The sequence below is a fragment of the Pelagerythrobacter rhizovicinus genome (assembly GCF_004135625.1).
Lineage (GTDB): Bacteria > Pseudomonadota > Alphaproteobacteria > Sphingomonadales > Sphingomonadaceae > Pelagerythrobacter > Pelagerythrobacter rhizovicinus.
In genome coordinates this window covers 1,147,076-1,166,189 of the sequence record NZ_SDPV01000001.1, presented here as the reverse complement: position 1 = coordinate 1,166,189, position 19,114 = coordinate 1,147,076, and the positions used below count along the sequence as shown (strand labels likewise).

Genomic DNA, 19,114 nt, shown 5'->3' with positions numbered 1-19,114 from the left:
CGTTATCCACCACCGCCGATCGGCGGTTTCACGGTTCTGTGTCGCAACGTAACTTGCGTGGCATTGTTCCGGCGCATAGAGGGCGCCTACCTCCCGATATGGGAGTGTCCTAGTCCTTTACAACACCTCTCGACTTCGGAGCGCAGCATGACCGCAATCATCGATCTTCACGGCCGCGAAATCCTCGACAGCCGCGGCAATCCGACGGTCGAAGTCGACGTGCTGCTCGAAGACGGCAGCTTCGGCCGCGCGGCGGTTCCGTCAGGCGCCTCGACCGGCGCGCACGAGGCGGTCGAACTGCGCGATGGCGACAAGACGCGATATCTCGGCAAGGGTGTGACCAAGGCGGTGGATGCCGTCAACGGCGACATCTCCGACGCTCTGCTGGGACTCGACGCAGAGGACCAGCGCGACATCGACCTCGCGATGATTGCGCTCGATGGCAACGCGAACAAGGGACGGCTTGGCGCCAACGCGATCCTCGGCGTCAGCCTCGCTGTCGCGAAGGCCGCGGCGAACGCGCGCGGGCTGCCGCTCTACAGCTACATCGGCGGCGTCTCCGCGCATGTCCTCCCGGTGCCGATGATGAACATCATCAACGGCGGCGAGCACGCCGACAACCCGATCGACATCCAGGAGTTCATGATTATGCCGGTCGGGGCGGAGACGCTGGCCGACGGTGTGCGCTGGGGTGCGGAGGTGTTCCACACGCTCAAGAAGGGGTTGGCAGAAAAGGGGCTTTCGACCGCAGTCGGCGACGAGGGCGGCTTCGCGCCCGATCTTGCGAGCACCCGCGCCGCGCTCGATTTCATCATGCAATCGATCGAGCGAGCCGGTTTCAAGCCCGGCGCCGACATCGCGCTCGCCCTCGATTGTGCCTCGACGGAGTTCTTCGCCAGCGGCCGCTACGACCTGGCGGGTGAGGAGCTTTCTCTTACGCCCGACGAAATGGCCGAATACCTGGGCAAGCTCTGCGCCGATTATCCGATCCGCTCGATCGAGGACGGCATGAGCGAGGACGACTTCGAAGGCTGGAAGGCGCTGACCGAGCTGATCGGCAACAAAGTCCAGCTCGTCGGCGACGACCTGTTCGTAACCAATTCAGAGCGGCTGCGTATGGGAATCGGGAAGGGCCTCGCCAACTCGCTGCTGGTCAAGGTCAACCAGATCGGCACGCTGACCGAGACGCTGGAAGCGGTCGATATCGCCAACCGCGCCGGTTACACCGCGGTGATGAGCCACCGTTCCGGCGAGACGGAAGATGCGACCATTGCGGATCTCGCCGTCGCCACGAACTGCGGGCAGATCAAGACGGGCTCGCTCGCCCGCTCCGATCGGCTTGCGAAGTACAACCAGCTCATCCGTATCGAGGAAGAACTGGGCGACAGCGCGCTCTATGCGGGCGAGGGGTGCTTCGGAAAGCTCGCTGCGGCGAGCTGATACGGTCTAGCCGCTCTCGGCTTCCGTCTCGCGCTCGGCCGCCTGTTCCAGTTCCTCCAGCTTCTCGATCTTCTTCCGGTTCTTCGGACTGAGGAGATACTGCCACACGCCCCATGCGTTGATCAGCAGGAGGATCGCGTTCATCGCCGCGATCGGCAGTGCGTCGCTGGTGACGCCAGAGATGATCCAAGTGACCGCAACCGCGCAGAACAGGACGAAACCCCAGCCAGTGGCGCGGCGTCCGAGGTCGGCGGCGATCAGGCCCGCGGCGATCATTGTGCCTACGGCAGCGAGCCATTCGAGCGAACCGTTCATCCCAGCCCGAGCGCTCGGCGAGCAAGAAAGTTCCTGCGCCTAACCCGGGAACGACGCGGTCAGCCGTGCGATCTGGTCGTCGCTTAGCTCGATGCGCGTGAACTCGAGCAGGTCGCGCATCTGCTCAACCGTGCGCGCGCTCGCTATCGGTGCGGGAATGCCGGGCTGGTGGATCAACCAGGCAAGGGCAATGGCAGGAAGCGAGGCGCCGGTTTCCCGTGCGATCTCGTCCATGACGCGGAGGACGGGACGGCCGGCTGCGTCATAGTGCTTCACGGTGGATGCACGGGCACCGTCCGCAAAGTCATCAGCGGTTCGATACTTGCCCGTCAGATAGCCGGCAGCGAGGCCGTAGAACGGCAGCATGGCGATACCGCGTGCGGTGCATAACGCCTGCAGGTCCTCACCGTACCTGTGGCGCGAGACGAGGTTGTATTCGTTCTGCAGCACGGTGAACGCCGCGCGGCCCGAGGCCTCCGCAGTCTCGATCGCGGCGGAGAGGCGCGCCGCATCGAAATTGGAGGCACCGATCTCGCGCACTTTCCCGCTCGCGACTGTGCCGTCGAACGCTTCGACGATCTGCTCCACCGGCAACTCGGGATAGTCCTTGTGCGCGTAATAAAGATCGAGATAGTCGGTCCGGAGCCTTTCCAGCGATGCGTCGAGCGAGCGCAGTACGCGAACAGGCTCGTAGAGCTCCTTGCCGCCCAACATCCCGGTCTTCGTGTGGATCAGCATGTCGCCGCGGACGTCGCGCGATTCGAGCCATTCGCCAATCACCCGTTCGGATTCGCCGCCCTGGTGCCCGTCGACCCAGACCGAATAGACGTCAGCCGTGTCGATCATCCGCCCGCCGGCCTCGTAGAATACGTCAAGCACCGCAAAAGCGTCGTCGCCCCTCGCAGTCCAGCCGAAGACATTGCCGCCCAGCACGAGCGGAATGCCGCCGATGGCCGGATGCGCGTTCACGCAAACTTCTCCTGCAGCGCCAGCAACGCCAATGCGGCCCTGGCCGCTTCGCCGCCTTTGTCCTTCTGCGTTTTGTCTGCCCGAACGAGGGCTTGCTGCTCGTTCTCGACTGTCAGGATGCCATTGCCGATGGCGATGCCGTCCATCGTCAGCGCCATGATCCCGCGTGCGCTTTCGCCGGCGACGATCTCGAAATGGTAGGTCTCGCCGCGAATGACCACGCCGATCCCCACGAAGCCGTCATAGCGCCCGCTCTCTGCGGCGAGGGCGATCGCACCCGGGATTTCGAGCGCGCCCGGGACGGTCAACACTTCGGCTTCGTGGCCTGCCGCCTCGATTGCGCTTCGCGCACCGTCGATCAGCATGTCGTTGAGATGGTCGTAGAACCGGGCTTCTACGATCAGGAAGCGCGCCATGTCTTTCTCCGCAGGCAGTCAAGGCAGCGAGGTAGCCATCCGATCGTCGCAGGGGAAGAGGGACGCAAAAGAAAGCCCCGCACGAAGGCGGGGCTGAAAGGAGAGAGCCCATGCGAACAGGGGCCCGTCGGGTCGCTCGGAGACCTTGCCGGTTCTCGGGTCGCGAACCTATCCCAAAAAATGTTGGGGTCCGTTGATGCGTGGTCGCGACGCGCCTTACCTGGCGACTGAAGGCTGGAACATGATGATCGCCATGCCCGCGAGCGCGACCAGCACTCCCGCTACATCCCACATGGTCGGGCGAACTCCGTCGACCATCCAGAGCCACATAATCGCAGCGCCGATGTAGACTCCGCCATAGGCCGCATAGACGCGCCCCGCCGCGGTATCGTGCATCGCAAGCAACCAGGCGAACAACGCAAGCGCGATCGCCGCCGGCACGAGCAACCAGACGGATTTGTCCTCACGTAGCCAGAGATAGGCCAGGTAGCAGCCGGCGATCTCGGCCAGCGCCGTTGCGGCATAAAGCAGGAAAGTTCTCACGGCAGTCCCCTTCGGGTCAGGCCGTACAAGCTCCGGGGTGCGACAGGAAGCCGATGACGGAGGGAGGTGGTGGACGCACCAGGGCTCGAACCCAGGACCCGCTGATTAAGAAACGCTCCGGACCAAACTTCAGGACATCCCAGGATGTTATGATTTCAATTGTTTGCGGCATACTGTTTCCAACAAGTGTTCAGGACGTCCCGGCCACTTTCTACCTCAGGTAGCAGTTTGTGTCCGGGACCCGTTGATTGGAAACGAAAGCGCTCATGCAAAAGGTAGAACCCGGCACGATCACCATTCTCACCGACGCCAAGATCCGTGCGATCACGAAGTCGGAAAAAGGCCAGGTCCAGGTCCGCGACAAGTCCGTGCCCGGGCTGCGCATCAGAGTCGGAAGTTCGAGCGCGCGCGCATTCGTGCTGCGCAAAACCGTCGCCGGGCGCTATCGCAACATCACGCTCCGTCGCTACTGCGAGCGCTTCGGTCTTGCCGAAGCGCGCAAGAAGGCGCGCCAACTCATATCCGACATCGAGTTCAGCGCCGATCCTGCGGCCACTCTGCCTTCACCGGTCCGGCGCCGGGTCGTGCCTACAGTTCGGTCGTTGTGGCCCAGCTATCGGGCCGCGAGATCCCACCTTCGCACGATCCGCGAGGTCGAGCGCGTGTTCGAGCGCCATATCCTGCCTTCGTTCGGCGACCGGGCGGCCCACAAGATCACCCGCGGTGAGATTACCCGTTTCCTCGATGAGATCGCGCGCACCACGCCGGTCGTGGCGCGCAACGTGCACGGGTACCTCTCCGCCTTCCACAGCTGGGCCTTGCCCCGGCTCGACGATCTTCCCGGCAACCCCTGCCGCGCGAACAGCCAGAAACGAGGTGAATGACCGGGACCGCGGCTTTGGCGTTGATCGACCGTATTATTACGACTTCCAGGTTCGGCGGAATGAAAGGCCGCTCCAGTCAAGGCATCTAAGGAAGGTGGCAACCGAAAGAAGATCCGACCCACTTCACTCCGGCGGCCCCTTCCATCCCTTGGACAAGACGCGATGATGAGATATCATATACTATTCAAGAAGATGGAGACCGGCGAAGCCGTGGCGAGCATAAGCCTCGACTGTCCAGACGAGGAGGCGGCCATTCAGCGCTTCAAAGCCATTGCTGCGTTCATGCCGGGGGAGCTTTGGCGCGGCAAGGTTCGTTTGAGGGTGTTCGCGCCGGAACTGGTGGCGGTAGTCCATTAGAGTGCGGGGTGTGGTGCTGGGAACTGACAAGGTGGATTCCGCGGGGACCGGCCAGGTGGATTACGTCGCGCTGCTGGACGACTATTCAACGCCGTTCGGCCGCAAAGCCAAGCTGCGTGAGCCGCGAACGTCTGCGACCCTGTATGCGACGCTCCGCGTGCATGGCCGCGAACGCGCGGCTTGCATCAGGAACCTGTCACCGCGTGGCATGATGATCGAGGCAGGGTCGATCCCCCTTGTCGGGCAGCGCATCGAGGTACGCGTCGGACGGACCATACTTCTGGGGAGAGTCGTGTGGAGGAAGGTCGACCGATTTGGCGTCCATTTTCCGCACCGTATCGACGTTGCTTACCTTTTGCATCGCAACAGACGCCGCACCGCTCAAGTTGCACTTGGAATTTGCGGAACGGGCGGATCGAGAGATTACCACCTCGTCGCGCGAACAATACAATTCGCTGCAAGCATCGGGATTGCGCTATCGGTGACTGCGACTATCGCGTGGGTGCTTCACGAGGCTCTTGCGAGCCCCATGCAGACGATCGCCTCTTCTCTGTCGCCAGTGCGCGAGGCAGAGTAACGAAAAATGGGCCCAGATCGATGTTCGGCCGTCAGATGGACCACCACGATGTCACGCAGGGATCAAGACAAGTTCGGAGTGGAAGGGGGACTGGCGTTTCCATTCGAGCTGTTTGAGGCGACTTCCGATTGCGTGTTTGTCCTCGATGCCGACTGGCGGTTCTCATACCTGAACGCCAAGGCGATTGCGGAACTTCATGCCGGTGATCTTTTGGGAACGGTGATCTGGCGGTCGTTTCCAGCAGCCGTCGGCTCGAAGTTCGAGGATGTTTATCGGCGCGTCGCCGAACGCCGCGAGAGCGAGACCTTCGAGGCCTATTATCCCGATCCGCTGAACCGCTGGTACGAAGTTCATGCCGTGCCTTACCAGGACACGATCGTCGCTTTCTTCCGCAACATAACCAAACGCCGCCTAGCCGTACGCGCGTTGCTGCGACGGCACAACGAACTGGACACCGTGCTCGGCTGGGCTGGCGTGGGCATTATGCAGTATGCCGAGAATCATCGTCTGATGGTTATCAACAAGCTGTTTTGCGAGATATTGGGTCGGACAAAGGAAGAGCTCAATGGGCTTCCAATGGAGACCTTCACCCACCCTGACGATATACCCCGGAACGCGGAACTACTGAGGAAGCACCGCCAAGCTGAGACGCCGTTCCATATCAAGAAGCGCTACGTGCGGCCCGACGGCGAGATCGTCTGGTGTTCGGTCGCAATTTCCTTTGTCCGCCACCGCGAAACCAAGGAGCCGACCACCATCGTAGTGGCGCGGAATATCGACGAGGAAGTCGAAGCTCAGCGAAAGGCGGAAGAGACACGAGCGCTCCTGCGCGCGGTCGTCGACGGTGCGGATGATCTCATTTATGTGAAGGACGCGGAGGGCAGGTTCGTCCTCGTTAACAAGAAAATGGCCCGAGAATTCGGCATTGCCATTGGGCAAGCTGGCGGAGACCGCTTTCCGGACCTTGCGCCCCGATTCACCGCCGAAGACGAACAAGTCATGACGACTGATGAGCGGCTCGTCATCGAAGAGCAGATCCCGACGAAGAGCGGGGCGGCAACGTTCCTGACCGTCAAGGTTCCCTGGCAGCAGAACGGTGCCACCAAAGGCGTGATCGGCATTTCGCGAGACATTTCCGAGCGCGTCCGGAACGAGCAGGCCTTGCGGGAGAGCGAGGAGCGCTTTCGCCTCGCCGCGGCGGCTACCGGCGACGCGATCTGGGAATGGGATCTGGAAAGTGGCGCGATTCATTGGAGCAGTACCGCGCCCGGCCTCACGGGCGAGGTTCCGGGTGGGGCGATCGAGTGGTGGAACGAGCGCGTTCATCCAGATGATCGCGAGGCCACGATGAGCAGTCTTAATGCATTTGTCCAAAGCGAAGGTCAGAGGTGGGAGGCCGAATATCGCTTCCTCAGGCCGGATAATTCGTACGGCGTCGTAGCGGATTGCGCGTATTTGATCAGGGACGGCTCGGGCAAAGTCGTGCGCATGATCGGCTCGATGAGCGACATCACGGAATCGGTCGAGGCCCAGGCCAGGATCAACAGGCTGCAAGCAGAATTGGGGCACATTTCTCGGATCAATGCGATGGGAACAATGGGGTCCACTTTGGCACACGAGATCAACCAGCCCTTGGCTTCGGCGGGCAACTACCTTACCGGCTTGCGTCGGATCGTCGATGGGAACGCCCCCGATCCAGCCTCGGTCCGACGGGGCCTTGAGCAGGCCCAGGCCGAGATATCGCGAGCCGGCGAGATCATTCGCAAGTTGCGCCGTCTGGTCGAGCAGGGACAGGCCGAGCTTCATCCGATTAAGCTCAGGATCTGTGTCGATGAGGCCTTGATGCTAGCGCTTCCCGATACTCAGGTACGAAAAATTGGCATAAACGTCGACGTTCCGTCCGACATGACCGTCATGGCCGATGCCATCCAGTTGCAGCAGGTCCTGTACAACCTGATCCGCAACAGTGTCGAAGCGATTGCGCAGACGGAAATTGGGCGGATCGAGATCCAAGCTCGCGATCGTGAGAATCAGGTCGTAGTGCGTGTTTCGGATACCGGGGAAGGTCTCCAGCCCGAGGTCAAGGAGCGCCTGTTCTCCGCCTTCGCATCTACAAAACCGGGCGGCCTAGGCGTCGGCCTGAGCATTTGCCGGACGATAATCGAAGCGCACGGAGGCTCGATCTGGGCGGAAGACACCGGTGATGAAGGCGCAACCTTTGCCTTCACATTGCCCGCAGGCGGTGAAGGCCGGCCCGTCAGTCCAGAGGTGACAGGTTGACCACAAGACCCAAACGAACGAGATCTGCCAGCGACGAAATGCCAAGCTTTGCCATCAGGTTGGCGCGGTAAGCTTCGACGGTCCGCACACTGAGGTCGAGCCTTTCCGCCACCTGACGGTTCGAATATCCAGCGATGAGACCGCGCAGCACGCTTAGCTCGCGCTCGTTCAGCAGGGCGATTTTCTGCCTGCCTTCTTCGAGAACACGATCGTCCTCCAAGCGAGCTTCCAGACGCGTGCACAAGGCCTCGAGCAATTTGAGAACCTCGTTCTCTTCGAAAGGCTTCTCCAGAAAGTCGGCCGCGCCAAGCTTCATGGCCTCGACGGCTGTGGGCACATCGCCATGCCCGGTCATCATGACCACCGGAAAGCGACTGTTTATCTTTCGAAGAGCCGTGAGCACCTGAAGCCCATTCATGTCCGGCATACGGACATCCAGGAAGATGCACCCGGGGTCGAGATGAGGTAATTCTTCGAGAAAATCCTGTCCCGAGAGGAAGGGCCGGGACTGATAGCCAGCAGCGGAAAGTGCAAACTGCATCGAGCGCCGGATGCCCGAGTCGTCGTCGATTATGTAAGCGCGCCGCATCGCGCTGGCCATCTCCATACGCCGTCAAGTTCTATCACTGTCCAAGCCAACGTAGACTTGGTTGTGAAGTTCCTTGCTCGAAGGACTTATCACCTGGCTCAGGCGTCCCGGTTCGCACGACCTGACGAGCAAGGTGCTCCAATAGATCAATGGTGTCCGCCTCACTGAGCGGCTTGGAGAGGAGGAAGCCCTGCATTTCCTCGCACCCGAGCGCGCGCACAAAGCTCCGCTGCTGTTCAGTCTCAACGCCCTCAGCAGTTACCGAAACGCCGAGCGATCGACCCAGTCTGGTGACCGCCCGGATGATGGCCTTCGACTCGCGCTCGTTCACGAGATCCTGCACGAACGATCGGTCGATCTTCACCTTGTCGATCGCAAGCTTCTGAAGGTGGGACAGGCTCGAATACCCCGTGCCGAAATCGTCCAGAACGATTTTGATACCGGCCGAACGGAATTGCCTGAGCTTCTCGACAGCGACCGGCAGATCGAGAATGGTATGCTCGGTTACCTCGAGCTGCAGCCTGGAAAGGTCGAATCCGGTATTCTGGAGAATCTCAAGGACGTGTTCGACCCAGCCGTCCTTGGAAAGCTGCCCTGGGGAGACATTGACGGCTAGGGAGACCTCGGGCCAGCCTGAGAGTGTCCGACAGCCGCGCTCAAGCACCCAGTCGCCAAGCGGTATGATAAGGCCTGACTCTTCGGCGATGTCCAGAAAGTCTGCGGGCTGGAGAAGGCCCAGGCGAGGATGCTCCCAGCGCACCAGTGCTTCAAAGGCCACTAGGCGCTCTCCGCGGGTTTCGAACAACGGCTGATAATCGATCTTCAGGCCGTCGCCGGTGACCAGCGCGTGGCGCAGTTCGGATTCCAGAAGTCGGCGATCACGAATTCTTCGGTCAAGGGCCGCGGTGAAAATTCGAAAGCAGGCCCGACCATCGCGCTTCGCCTGGTAAAGGGCCATGTCTGCCCGCTGATGAAGTTCGACACGGGTGGCCCCGCCGCTCTCACATTCGATAAGGCCAATCGACGCGCTGACGTGAGCTTGTCCCTCGCTCAAAGTGAAAGGCCGCGCCGCGGCGTCGAGGATACGCTGGCATACTTCCGCCGGACATAGGCCCTCGGCGGTATCCTGAAGCAGGATTGCGAACTCGTCCCCACCGAGGCGCGCAGCCGTATCTGATGCGCGCACGATTGTGCCGAGCCGGCTCGCGAACTGGCGGATGAGCTCGTCGCCTGCTTGATGCCCGAACGTGTCGTTGACTTCTTTGAACCGATCGAGGTCGACATAGATTAGAGCACATTTTGCCCGCGTACGGGGCATCCTGAGCAAGATCTGGTCGATACGCTCGTTGAGCAGTGCCCGGTTCGGAAGCCCGGTGAGCACGTCGTGAAAGGCGAGATAGCGGTTGTGCGCCTCCGCTTCCCGATAGGCCGTGATGTCGGTGATGACTGCAACGAGCAGGTCCTGGCCGTTCAGGCGAACTCGTTGCTTGCGGGTAATGACCGTGCGCGTGTTGCCCGTTGCGTCGGTAATTTGCTCTTCGATCTCATCTACCAGTCCCGAGTCGAAGACGCGGTTATCGGCTGCTTCGAATACGGCGACCTGTTCGGCAGGAAACAGATCATGGTCGCTGAAACCAACGACGACTTCGCGGGAGTAGCCAAAAAGAGCGCACGCGCTACGATTGATCAGCACAATCCTGTGGTCGCGGCTTTTCACGATCACCGGGTTAGGCATCACGTCGATCAAGGATTGAAGGTCCTCGATCCTTCCAACTCGCAAGTGATCTTGGGTCATCCCGTTGTGGTAGGGTTCCCACCTCAGCGGTCCATTAAGGCATCAATCGTACATCTACCATTTGAGAAAAGCTCGCAGACAAAGGAGATGGGGTGGGATGGCTTCCGCTCGGGCACCTAGGCGTCGAAGTGTGACGACCGTATTCACGAGCAAATTGGGAGCGACCCAGACGGAGATTAGCGCGATCGACTTCGACTTGGCCAAGAACGTTTTCCAGGTTCACGGCGTAGATGCGCAGAGCAAGGCCGTTGTCCGCACAACTTTACGTCGTGCGCAGCTGCCTCCGTTCAAGCAGATCGCGGAGATGCAGGTTCGCCACGACCAGGCGCCAATGCACACTCAAGGTGCGGAATTCATCGCTTTGGATCAGCCGGCGGGACTTGGCGGACGCGCTCATGATCAGCTGCGGGTTGACCCCTTATGCTCATTGTGCGCGGCGCCACGTTCGTGCACAGCTCGTGCATCGCCATAGCCAGCGACATCGCTGTTTGCGGGAGCCAGCACGTCGGCAAACGAGTCCAGCTAAAGCCGCCCCTCTTTTTCGCTGAAGAGGGCCGTATCCGGCTTGAGGATCTTGACAAGTGTCCCACCATGCCAGAGCTCGCCTGACAGGTACCCGGCAATAATCCTGTGGAAGACAACGGCAGCTTCTTCGCCGGAACCGTCAAAGTCCAATGACACGAGATTCTCGGATGTCGTTGGATGCTTGAAAATGAGCTTGTACCTCAATCCACCCTCGTCCTCAGGAGATTCGGAAGGAGGGGTTGCCCAGGGGGAGCAACCAAGAGGCATGTGGGGCATCGCCTCGCCTCCTTCCTTGGCCTTCGCTACGCGCATGCGCTTTCAACATCCCGAAGCGCGGAGTGGTAGTACTACGGGACATCTGTATCGGCTCGGCGTTGAGGCCAGGCGAAGCGGCAAGCTGCTACTTGCGCAGATGGAGATCAATTCCGCTGATGAAATCCGGGTCGGAGGGCATCACGAGGACGCCCCTGTCCGCGGACACTCGGAGTTCCTGCACCGGAGCTGGCGCGATGCGCACGTGGTGCGTCCCCGGCTTGCCTCCAAGTAGCACCTAGAAGCCGTCGCTGGGGCTTCGCGCTGAACTGCTAACTTCGCCTGCTGTGTCGACGAGCTCGACCACGGCATTGCCGATCGCGCGCCGCGTGCCATTCTCGGTCAGCTAGACGGTGCCGTCAATCTCGCCGGTCAGCACGAGCGGGAAATCGGCCATCTCCACCTCGCTAGGCCGCGGAAGAGTCCGAGTTCCGGCCACCGCCGGCTGCAACTGCGCGCCCTTGAGAGTCGCTGTGTCCAAACTGACTTCGACGTACTCTTTCGGAGCCAATCGATTTGGCAGGACGACGCCCCCCGTGTCGGTGCGAGCGGGGTGACGAGAGCCGCCGCCTACCCTGAAGGCCGCCCTTCGACCGGATCCTCGCCTTGGTCGACAAATAGGTGTGGTATTCCGACGGAGCGAGAGCGGACATTCGCTTGCAAAGCTCGGCTTGAGTTCCTGTGTGCCTCCTTCGATACAGCCGAACGCCCACCTCTGCATCTGTTCAGCTACTCAAGCGCTGCATTCAATTCGCTAATCGCGGAACGTCGTCCGCCCAGTGTGCGTTGCTGCCGGGAAGGGAGTATCTCATGCGCATACTAAACATCGTGACCTTGATTCTGGTAATCGTAGGCGGGCTCAACTGGGGGCTCGTGGGTCTCTTCGACTTCAATCTCGTTGCGGCACTGTTCGGAGAGATGTCGATGCTCTCGCGAATTGTCTACGTGCTGGTGGGCCTGTCGGCGCTGTGGCAGCTCGTTCCGCTCTTTCGCGGCGACGAGGCTCGCGCTCGTTCGTGAGCGGCCGCTAGCGGGCACGCGCGCACGCTCGAATAACGACTGTTCCCGCGAGATCGTATGTGAATCGCAACGGCCATCAGTTCCATCCTACTTCAGAACTGGTGGCGCATTCCAAAAACGATGTTCCGCCCACGAAGCGGCGATTGATCTTTCACGAACGAGGTGTGTGAAAAGGCCAACTCGTTGGCGAGATCGGTTCCACGCGCGTAGAGCTCCACGGATTTGCGCAAGCCGACATTGAGCCGATAGCAGCGCGTCGCATTGAACATGTTATAGCCGTTGGTCCTGGTTTCGTCCCTGCTCTTCACGGTACGCAGCACCACAAGGCAATAGAGGAAAGTCGCAATGAACGTGCCCGAAGTGAACTGGTTGCCCCGATCACTCATGAAGTTCGTGCGAATCCGCGGGCCGTATTGGCTGGCAGCGTAGGAAATCGCGACGATCGTGATCGAGAAAACCACTCCCGCCACTGTGATCATCGAGCCGGCAATTGTCGACAGCACCTCGCGGGCACCATCCGGCTTTGCTGCCTGATACCAGCTCAGGCCATCGAGCAAGCCGGCCGCGGGCGCGGCATCTAGCCAAACGGTCAACGCTCCGAGCGCAACGGCCGGGGTCGCCATCAGGCTGGGCACGAACAGTAGCTGGCGCGCAGTTGAGCGACGAACTGGAGAAGCCGGGCGTGCACGGGCGAATGACGCTTGGAACACGAATTGGTGCCCCCTGCGCTCAAGCGAGGTGATGCCAGGCCACTAGCACCTAGACCTACGGGGGTAGGCGAGTTGCTTTCAGTTTGCCGTGGCCAGCGAGGAAGAGGCCATGCTTTGCAGCATATTCACTCGAAGTGCCGCTGGTTGATGATAGTCACTTGAGTCCCGACATTTCGTGAAAGAGCGCACCTCATGCTCATACTACAAAAGCCTGAGATGGGCGCGTTCGAGGGTAGGGCCGAAGGAACATCACCGGTCAGCTTCGCTTCCGGAGGTACCGGTAGGCTTTCCGCACGGAAGCCTAGAATCTGGTTTGGCGCGTGGTCCTGCATCGCAGCACGGATTGTTCGAGTCAGCTCGATAACGGCTCACTTCGTCCCAGATCAGCGCTACCTAGATCGCACCTTGAGGCGTGAAGTCAGACCCGAGACTGACTTAGGTCGTTGAGAAGGTGGTGGACGCACTAGGGCTCGAACCTAGGACCCGCTGATTAAGAGTCAGCTGCTCTACCAACTGAGCTATGCGTCCACATCCCGTCAGACTGCCGGACCGAAGGTACCGTCCGACTCGGGAGGCGCTGCATATAGCGATCTCCTCGAACATGAAAAGGGCGATTTTTTCGCTCTAGCTCAACCGGCTGCGCGGGGCGCGACTGTTCCAGCGGTTCACCATCATCAGCGTGCCGATGCAGATCATGTTCGTCATCATTGACGATCCGCCATGGCTCATGAAGGGAAGGGGAATGCCAACCACCGGCGCGAGCCCCATGACCATCATGAGGTTGATTGCGACGTAGAAGAACATCGTCGCCACCATGCCCGAGGCGAGCAGCTTGGCGAAGCGATCGTGCGACTTGCGCGCGACGCTGAGGCCCCAGCGCATGATGAGCCCGTAGATCAGGATCACCATCAATCCGCCGAGGAGGCCCCATTCCTCCGCCATCGTGGCGAAGACAAAATCGGTGTGCGGTTCCGGGAGATAGTTGAGGTGGCTTTGCGAGCCTTCGTTGAAACCCTTGCCAAACAGTCCGCCGGAGCCGATCGCAATCTTCGACTGGGTGATGTGGTAGCCGGCACCGAGCGGGTCGCTCTCGGGGTTCAGGAAGGTGGTTACCCGGCGCTGCTGATAGTCGTGCAGACCGAAGAAGTAGGCAATCGGGGCGATTACCAAGGCAGCCACACCACCGGAAATGAACCAGCGCATCGGTAATCCGGCCAGGAACATCACCACCACGCCGCCGAACATGATGGAGAGAGCGGTGCCGAGGTCGGGCTGTAGTAGCACCAAGCCGACCGGCATGGCGATCAAGACCGCCGCCGGCACCAACGCACGCCAGCTCGTGATCATCCCCGACGGAAGCCCGCTGTAGAACCGGGCGAGGACGAGGACGATTGCGGGCTTCATGAGCTCCGAAGGCTGCAGCTGGATCACGCCGAGATCGAGCCAGCGCTGGCTGCCTCCCCCAACCGCGCCGATCGCTTCCACCGCAACCAGCAGCACGAGGAGCAGAGCATATACAGGATAGGATACGAAACGCACCAAGTCGCGCGGGAAGAGGGTCATGACCGAGGCCATCAGGAGAAACACCGCAAAACGAATGAGGTGCGATGTTGCGAATGGTTGCCAATGGCCGCCCGCCGCCGAGAACAGAACCATCGCGCCGAAGCAGACGAGCACGATGAGCGGAAGCAGCATCGACCACGGCTGCCGTGCGATAGGGGCGGGGATCACCGAGTTCATTCGGGTGCGTCCGAGCGGTTGACGGCAGCGTCGGTTGCCGCGGTCACCGGAATCATGGCGGCGGCGCGCGCCTCCGCATCTACGCGCGCGAAAATGTCCTCCTCACGCCGCGGCACGGGCGGCGCCGCCTCGCCCGCGCGGGAGGCATAGTCGGCGTACCGTGCGGCAAGGCGCTCCTGCGCGGTGCCACCCCATTGCGCCTCCAGCGCGTGGAGAGCTTCCATCCCTTTTTGAGGGTCGAACAGGAAGGTCGTCACGTCGCGCGCGATGGGATAGGCCGCGCCCGACCCGCCCCCGTGCTCAATTACCACCGCCCCGGCGTAGCGTGGGTTGTCGTAGGGCGCGAAGAAGATGAACAGGCCGTGGTCGCGATATTTCCATGGACCCGAGCGGCCATCGGAGCGGGAGAGCGACACGACCTGCGCGGTTCCCGTCTTGCCCGCCATCAGCACGTCTTCAAGCGGCAACCTTGCCCGGCCGGCGGTGCCGGGTCCGTTGACCACATCGCTCATGGCCTTGCGCACCAGCGCGACGTGCTCGTCGGCAAAGTCGGCGGGGGGGAACTCCCCTTCGGATTCGCCCAACAACAGATGCGGCTCGACATGGTGCCCGCTCGCCAGCCGCGCGGCCATCACCGCGAGCTGGAGGGGGTTTGCCAGCATGTAGCCTTGGCCGATCGTGGCGTTGACCGTGTCGTAGGCCTGCCACTTCGTGCCGTACTTCTCGAGCTTCCATGCCGGATCGGGCACCGTGCCGTAGAACTGGCTCAGCACCGGCAGGTCGAATTCCTGCCCCATGCCGCAGCGGCGCGCCATTGCCGCGATCGGATCCATGCCGATGCGCTGCGCCAGGTGGTAGAAATAGACGTCGCAGCTTTGATAGATGCCCTTCGCCATGTTTACCTGACCGTGGCCCCGGCGCTGCCAGCAGTGAAAAACGCGGTTGCCCACCCGCAAGCCGCCGCCGCAGTATACGGTCTCCTCGGGGTCGACGCCTTCACGCAAGAGCGCCATCGACACCATCGGTTTCACTGTCGAACCCGGAGGATAGAGCCCCTTCAGCACCTTGTTGCGCAGCGGCACCCGCTCGTCGTCGCGCAGCATGGCATATTCGACTCGACCGATGCCGTCGGAGAAGCTGTTGGGATCGAAGCTCGGCATGGAGGCCATGCACAGCACGTCGCCGGTGCGGCAATCCATGACCACGACGGACCCGGATTCGAGTCCGATGCGGCGCGCTGCATAATCCTGGAGCGGGCCATCGATAGTCAGCATGACCGGCTTACCTTGCACATCCTCGCGCGTCTCGAGGTCGCGCACGATCCGGCCAGTGGCTGTCACCTCCACTCGCCGGGCGCCCGGCACGCCGCGCAGGCGCTGTTCGAACTGCTTCTCCAGCCCGTCTTTGCCGATCTTGTATCCAGGCGTGATCAGCAGCGGGTTGCGCTCTTCCTCATATTCTTCGGCAGACGCTGCACCGACATAGCCGAGCAGGTGGCCTACCGCCGGTCCGGTCGGATAATAACGCGAATAGCCGCGCTGCGGCACGACCCCCGGAAGATTGGGCAGCCGCACGCTCAAGGCGGCGAATTGTTCGTAGGAGAGGCCGTTTGCGATCTCCACCGGTCGAAAGCCGCGCGTTCGGTCGATGCGTTCGCGGAGATCCGCCATTGCGGCGCTGTCCAGGCCAAGCACATCGCGGATGACCCCCAGTTCCTCCTCGGGGCGAGTCATCCGCTCGGGGATCACGTCGACACGAAAGTCGGCGCGATTGGAAGCCAGGGGCGCACCATTGCGATCGACGATCCAGCCACGGCGAGGCGGAATGAGCGACAGGTTGACGCGGTTGCTTTCCGCTTCCGTCGCATACTTCTCGTTCTCGGCGATCGCGATATAGCTCATCCGGCTTGCCAGCAGCACACCGACCCCGGCGCCAAAGCCGGCGATCACGAAGCTCCGCCGATCGTATGTGTTTTCGAGCGTGGCGGAAGTGACCTGCACCGGTGGAGCCTTCCGGAACAGCGATCGTCTGCCGAGCATCAGCCGAGAATCCGGACGCGCAGCAGCCTGAAGCGGTCGAGAGCGGAGATCATCCGGGCGATAATGGGATAGAGCATCAGCGACAACAAGACCTGGGGCACGAGCGCGGCGAACAGGGGAGCGGCAAGCCGGGCGCCCGACAGGCACGCCGCGGCGACCACGTCGCAGGCCACTATCGCAACTGCGATCAACCAGTCCTGAACGAAGCTGCGCCAGGGGAAACGCGTTTCGATGGCCTCGATCGCGATCAGGGCCAGGGACCACAACAGGACGCCGCTGCCGAACGGCTGTCCGCTGAAGAGATCGCTGAACAAGCCGAGCGGAAATCCCGCCCAGACGGGTAGCAAACCCGGTCGCACAAGGCGCCAAGCCACGAGGGTCATCAGCCCGATCGGCGGCACGATGGGCGCGGCCGAAGCGATCGGGAACATCGGCAGGACGCTGGCGAAAAGGATCGTCGCCCATGGCACTGCATAGGCGAGGAGCGGCGAGTGCGCACGGTTGATGCGGGAGCCGTAGGCATCCCGCCGCGATCTGGGATCGGCCCGCTCCATCAGTTCTCGTTCGCTTCCGAAACCGACTGTTCGACCGGAGTGGCGGCCGCGCGAACCGCCTCGGGCTGCCAGACCTGCTCGACCGCAACGTAATCCGTCGCGGCAGGGTCACTGATGATGCGAGCGAGCGCGCCATCTTCGGTCTTCTCGGCAACGATGGCGACTGCGATACCCGGCCGATAATAGCCCCCGGCGCCGCTGGTCACGAAAACGTCGCCTTTTTTCAGCGGGTTGATGCCGAGGTTGATCAAGCGGATTCGCAGCATGCTATCGCCGCGGCCTTCAGCATAGGCGACGACGTTGCCGTCGGCGAGCCGGACCGGCAGGACGCTTTGGCTGTCGGTAAGGAGTAGAACGCGCGAACTGCGTCGTCCGACCTCGAGTACCCGCCCCACGATGCCCCGCGGACTGCGTACGGGCATTCCCACACGAACTCCGTGGATACGGCCCGCACCGAGATAGGCAAAGCGCCGTGCGCTGGCCGATGTCGACCCGATCAGCCGCGCGACCGTTACCGGCCGCGCCTCCTCGTCCTCCTCCAAACCCAACAGAGCCTTGAGGCGCGCGTTCTCACGCCTGATCGCTTCTGCTTCCGCCAGGCGGATGCGGGCGAGTTCGACTTCTTCCTTCAGTTCGGCGTTCTGGCTTCCCGCGCGCAAGTAGCCGCGGATAGCCTCGATCAGGTTCAGGCTTTCGGCCCGGACTTCCGCGCTTGCTTCGGCGGCGGGGGCGACTGCGTCCTGCGCAACGGTGCGCGGGCCGTTGAAGCTTGCAGGCCGCCAGAGCGAGAGAGCGAGCAGGATCGCGCCGATCAGCGCACCGACCCCGGCAATCACGTAGCCGGTAAAGACCCCATATTGCGCCCTGCGCGAATAGCTCGAGCGCCGTGACGAAGGCGGCGCCATATCTCTCCCCTCAAGCGGTCATCAGCACGCCGCGATAGATCGGATCTTCCATGGCCCGGCCGGTGCCGACCGCGACGCAGGACAGCGGGTCCTCCGCAATGCTGACGGGCAAGCCGGTTTCCTCCCGCAGGTGCTCGTCGAGCCCCTGAATCAGCGCACCACCGCCGGTGAGGACGATGCCCTGATCGACGATGTCGGCGGCCAGTTCGGGCGCGGTGTTCTCGAGTGCGATACGCACGCCTTCGACGATGGCGCCGATCGGCTCGGCCAGTGCCTCGGCGACATGCGCCTGATTGATGGTAATTTCCTTGGGAACGCCATTGACGAGGTCGCGGCCCTTGAGCGTGATCGTCTCACCAACACCGTCGTCCGGCACGGTCGCGATCCCGTAGTCCTTCTTGATCCGTTCGGCGGTCGATTCGCCGATCAGCAGGTTATGGTGGCGGCGGACATAGGAGACGATCGCTTCGTCCATCTTGTCGCCGCCGGTGCGCACCGAGGTGGTGTAAGCGAGGCCGCGCAGGCTGAGCACCGCCACCTCGGTCGTACCACCGCCAATGTCGACCACCATGCTGCCGACCGGTTCCGTCACCGGCATGTCGGCGCCAATCGCGGCGGCCATTGGTTCGAGGATCAGATAGACCGCGCTCGCCCCGGCGTTGCTGGCCGCGTCGCGGATCGCGCGGCGCTCGACCGAGGTGGATCCGGAAGGGACACAGATCGTGATTTCAGGGTAGCGGAACAGGCTCCGTTTCCCGTGCACCTTGCGGATGAAGTGCTTGATCATCTCCTCGGCAATCTCGATGTCCGCGATCACGCCGTCGCGCAGGGGACGGATAGCCTCGATGCTATCGGGCGTCTTGCCCATCATCATCTTGGCATCGTCGCCAACCGCCTTGACTCGCTTGATCCCGCTGATCGTCTCGATCGCGACGACCGAAGGTTCGTTCAGGACAATGCCCTGGTCCTGGACGTAGACCAGCGTGTTCGCCGTCCCCAGGTCGATCGCGAGGTTGGGTGAGCCGAATTTGAACATGTTGGAGAAGAAGCTCATGCGGTTGCGTATTTCCGTAAATGATCCGGGCTCTTGCCGCAGTGACCTGCGACTGCCGTAACCCGCATCTGCCAGGGATCGCGGCTCCTT

Annotated in this window: 20 protein-coding genes, 1 tRNA gene and 1 pseudogene; 7 read left to right on the top strand and 15 right to left on the bottom strand. The window is 61.9% G+C overall.

Annotated features, from left to right (window positions below; genetic code table 11):
- Positions 1-147 precede the first annotated feature (147 nt).
- On the top strand, positions 148-1,440 hold the full coding sequence (gene eno, locus ETX26_RS05705) for a phosphopyruvate hydratase (protein ID WP_129523679.1): 1,293 nt from the start codon (positions 148-150) through the stop codon (positions 1,438-1,440).
- Positions 1,441-1,446: 6 nt separating this feature from the next.
- Here the strand turns inward: eno and ETX26_RS05700 are convergent, their stop codons facing one another.
- The 4 genes from ETX26_RS05700 to ETX26_RS05685 all read right to left on the bottom strand — a co-directional run bounded on the left by ETX26_RS05700 (position 1,447) and on the right by ETX26_RS05685 (position 3,683).
- Positions 1,447-1,755, bottom strand: coding sequence for a hypothetical protein (locus ETX26_RS05700; protein ID WP_129523678.1), 309 nt, complete (start codon positions 1,753-1,755; stop codon positions 1,447-1,449).
- A 39-nt stretch (positions 1,756-1,794) separates the two neighbouring features.
- Positions 1,795-2,724 (bottom strand): aldo/keto reductase, encoded by a 930-nt coding sequence (locus ETX26_RS05695; RefSeq protein ID WP_129523677.1) that lies wholly within the window; start codon positions 2,722-2,724, stop codon positions 1,795-1,797.
- On the bottom strand, positions 2,721-3,140 hold the full coding sequence (gene ribH / locus ETX26_RS05690) for a 6,7-dimethyl-8-ribityllumazine synthase (RefSeq protein ID WP_129523676.1): 420 nt from the start codon (positions 3,138-3,140) through the stop codon (positions 2,721-2,723). Before ribH ends, ETX26_RS05695 begins: the two co-directional genes overlap by 4 nt.
- A gap of 216 nt (positions 3,141-3,356) precedes the next feature.
- Complete coding sequence (locus tag ETX26_RS05685; RefSeq protein ID WP_129523675.1) at positions 3,357-3,683, bottom strand: YnfA family protein; 327 nt, start codon at positions 3,681-3,683, stop codon at positions 3,357-3,359.
- A 266-nt stretch (positions 3,684-3,949) separates the two neighbouring features.
- Between ETX26_RS05685 and ETX26_RS05680 the strand changes: the two genes are divergently transcribed.
- The 4 genes from ETX26_RS05680 (at position 3,950) to ETX26_RS05670 (ending at position 7,781) form a co-directional block, all read left to right on the top strand.
- On the top strand, positions 3,950-4,567 hold the full coding sequence (locus tag ETX26_RS05680; protein WP_129523674.1) for an integrase arm-type DNA-binding domain-containing protein: 618 nt from the start codon (positions 3,950-3,952) through the stop codon (positions 4,565-4,567).
- Between the two features lie 192 nt (positions 4,568-4,759).
- Positions 4,760-4,924 (top strand): hypothetical protein, encoded by a 165-nt coding sequence (locus ETX26_RS14255; protein ID WP_165271697.1) that lies wholly within the window; start codon positions 4,760-4,762, stop codon positions 4,922-4,924.
- A 13-nt stretch (positions 4,925-4,937) separates the two neighbouring features.
- Complete coding sequence (locus tag ETX26_RS05675; RefSeq protein WP_165271696.1) at positions 4,938-5,501, top strand: PilZ domain-containing protein; 564 nt, start codon at positions 4,938-4,940, stop codon at positions 5,499-5,501.
- Between the two features lie 48 nt (positions 5,502-5,549).
- Complete coding sequence (locus ETX26_RS05670) at positions 5,550-7,781, top strand: PAS domain S-box protein (RefSeq protein ID WP_165271695.1); 2,232 nt, start codon at positions 5,550-5,552, stop codon at positions 7,779-7,781.
- On the opposite strand, the gene ETX26_RS05665 is transcribed toward ETX26_RS05670, so the two are convergent.
- A complete protein-coding gene (locus tag ETX26_RS05665) occupies positions 7,759-8,382 on the bottom strand; it encodes a response regulator transcription factor (protein ID WP_129523671.1) in 624 nt (207 codons plus the stop codon). The two genes, ETX26_RS05670 and ETX26_RS05665, sit on opposite strands and share 23 nt — an antisense overlap.
- A gap of 22 nt (positions 8,383-8,404) precedes the next feature.
- Positions 8,405-10,165 carry a putative bifunctional diguanylate cyclase/phosphodiesterase gene (locus tag ETX26_RS05660; protein WP_129523670.1) on the bottom strand — a complete coding sequence of 587 codons (1,761 nt, stop codon included), beginning with the start codon at positions 10,163-10,165 and terminating at the stop codon, positions 8,405-8,407.
- A 175-nt stretch (positions 10,166-10,340) separates the two neighbouring features.
- Here ETX26_RS05660 and ETX26_RS14445 point away from each other — a divergent pair.
- Positions 10,341-10,454: pseudogene (locus tag ETX26_RS14445) on the top strand (IS110 family transposase); the annotation flags it as partial.
- 233 nt (positions 10,455-10,687) lie between these two features.
- Here ETX26_RS14445 and ETX26_RS05650 read toward each other — a convergent pair.
- Positions 10,688-11,002 (bottom strand): hypothetical protein, encoded by a 315-nt coding sequence (locus ETX26_RS05650; protein WP_129523668.1) that lies wholly within the window; start codon positions 11,000-11,002, stop codon positions 10,688-10,690.
- A 346-nt stretch (positions 11,003-11,348) separates the two neighbouring features.
- Positions 11,349-11,513 (bottom strand): hypothetical protein, encoded by a 165-nt coding sequence (locus ETX26_RS14250; protein ID WP_165271693.1) that lies wholly within the window; start codon positions 11,511-11,513, stop codon positions 11,349-11,351.
- A gap of 299 nt (positions 11,514-11,812) precedes the next feature.
- On the opposite strand from ETX26_RS14250, the gene ETX26_RS05645 reads away from it, so the two are divergent.
- The gene (locus ETX26_RS05645) at positions 11,813-12,022 is read left to right on the top strand and encodes a DUF378 domain-containing protein (RefSeq protein WP_129523667.1); all 210 of its coding nucleotides are present in this window, start codon (positions 11,813-11,815) and stop codon (positions 12,020-12,022) included.
- Positions 12,023-12,114: 92 nt separating this feature from the next.
- On the opposite strand, the gene ETX26_RS05640 is transcribed toward ETX26_RS05645, so the two are convergent.
- The 7 genes from ETX26_RS05640 to ETX26_RS05610 form a co-directional block, all read right to left on the bottom strand.
- A complete protein-coding gene (locus tag ETX26_RS05640) occupies positions 12,115-12,732 on the bottom strand; it encodes a DUF2254 domain-containing protein (RefSeq protein WP_263853362.1) in 618 nt (205 codons plus the stop codon).
- Positions 12,733-13,184: 452 nt separating this feature from the next.
- Positions 13,185-13,260: transfer RNA gene (locus tag ETX26_RS05635), tRNA-Lys, on the bottom strand.
- A 96-nt stretch (positions 13,261-13,356) separates the two neighbouring features.
- On the bottom strand, positions 13,357-14,472 hold the full coding sequence (rodA, locus tag ETX26_RS05630; RefSeq protein WP_129523665.1) for a rod shape-determining protein RodA: 1,116 nt from the start codon (positions 14,470-14,472) through the stop codon (positions 13,357-13,359).
- Positions 14,469-16,511, bottom strand: a complete 2,043-nt coding sequence (mrdA, locus tag ETX26_RS05625; RefSeq protein WP_129523664.1) for a penicillin-binding protein 2 — start codon at positions 16,509-16,511, stop codon at positions 14,469-14,471. Before mrdA ends, rodA begins: the two co-directional genes overlap by 4 nt.
- Entirely contained in the window at positions 16,511-17,065 is a 555-nt protein-coding gene (locus tag ETX26_RS05620; protein ID WP_129523663.1) for a rod shape-determining protein MreD, read from the bottom strand. The genes mrdA and ETX26_RS05620 overlap by 1 nt, the downstream gene beginning before the upstream one ends.
- Positions 17,065-17,970: a rod shape-determining protein MreC gene (gene mreC, locus ETX26_RS05615; protein ID WP_129523662.1), complete on the bottom strand. Its 906-nt coding sequence runs from the start codon at positions 17,968-17,970 to the stop codon at positions 17,065-17,067. Before mreC ends, ETX26_RS05620 begins: the two co-directional genes overlap by 1 nt.
- A 10-nt stretch (positions 17,971-17,980) precedes the next feature.
- The gene (locus ETX26_RS05610) at positions 17,981-19,024 is read right to left on the bottom strand and encodes a rod shape-determining protein (protein ID WP_129523661.1); all 1,044 of its coding nucleotides are present in this window, start codon (positions 19,022-19,024) and stop codon (positions 17,981-17,983) included.
- Positions 19,025-19,114 lie beyond the last annotated feature (90 nt).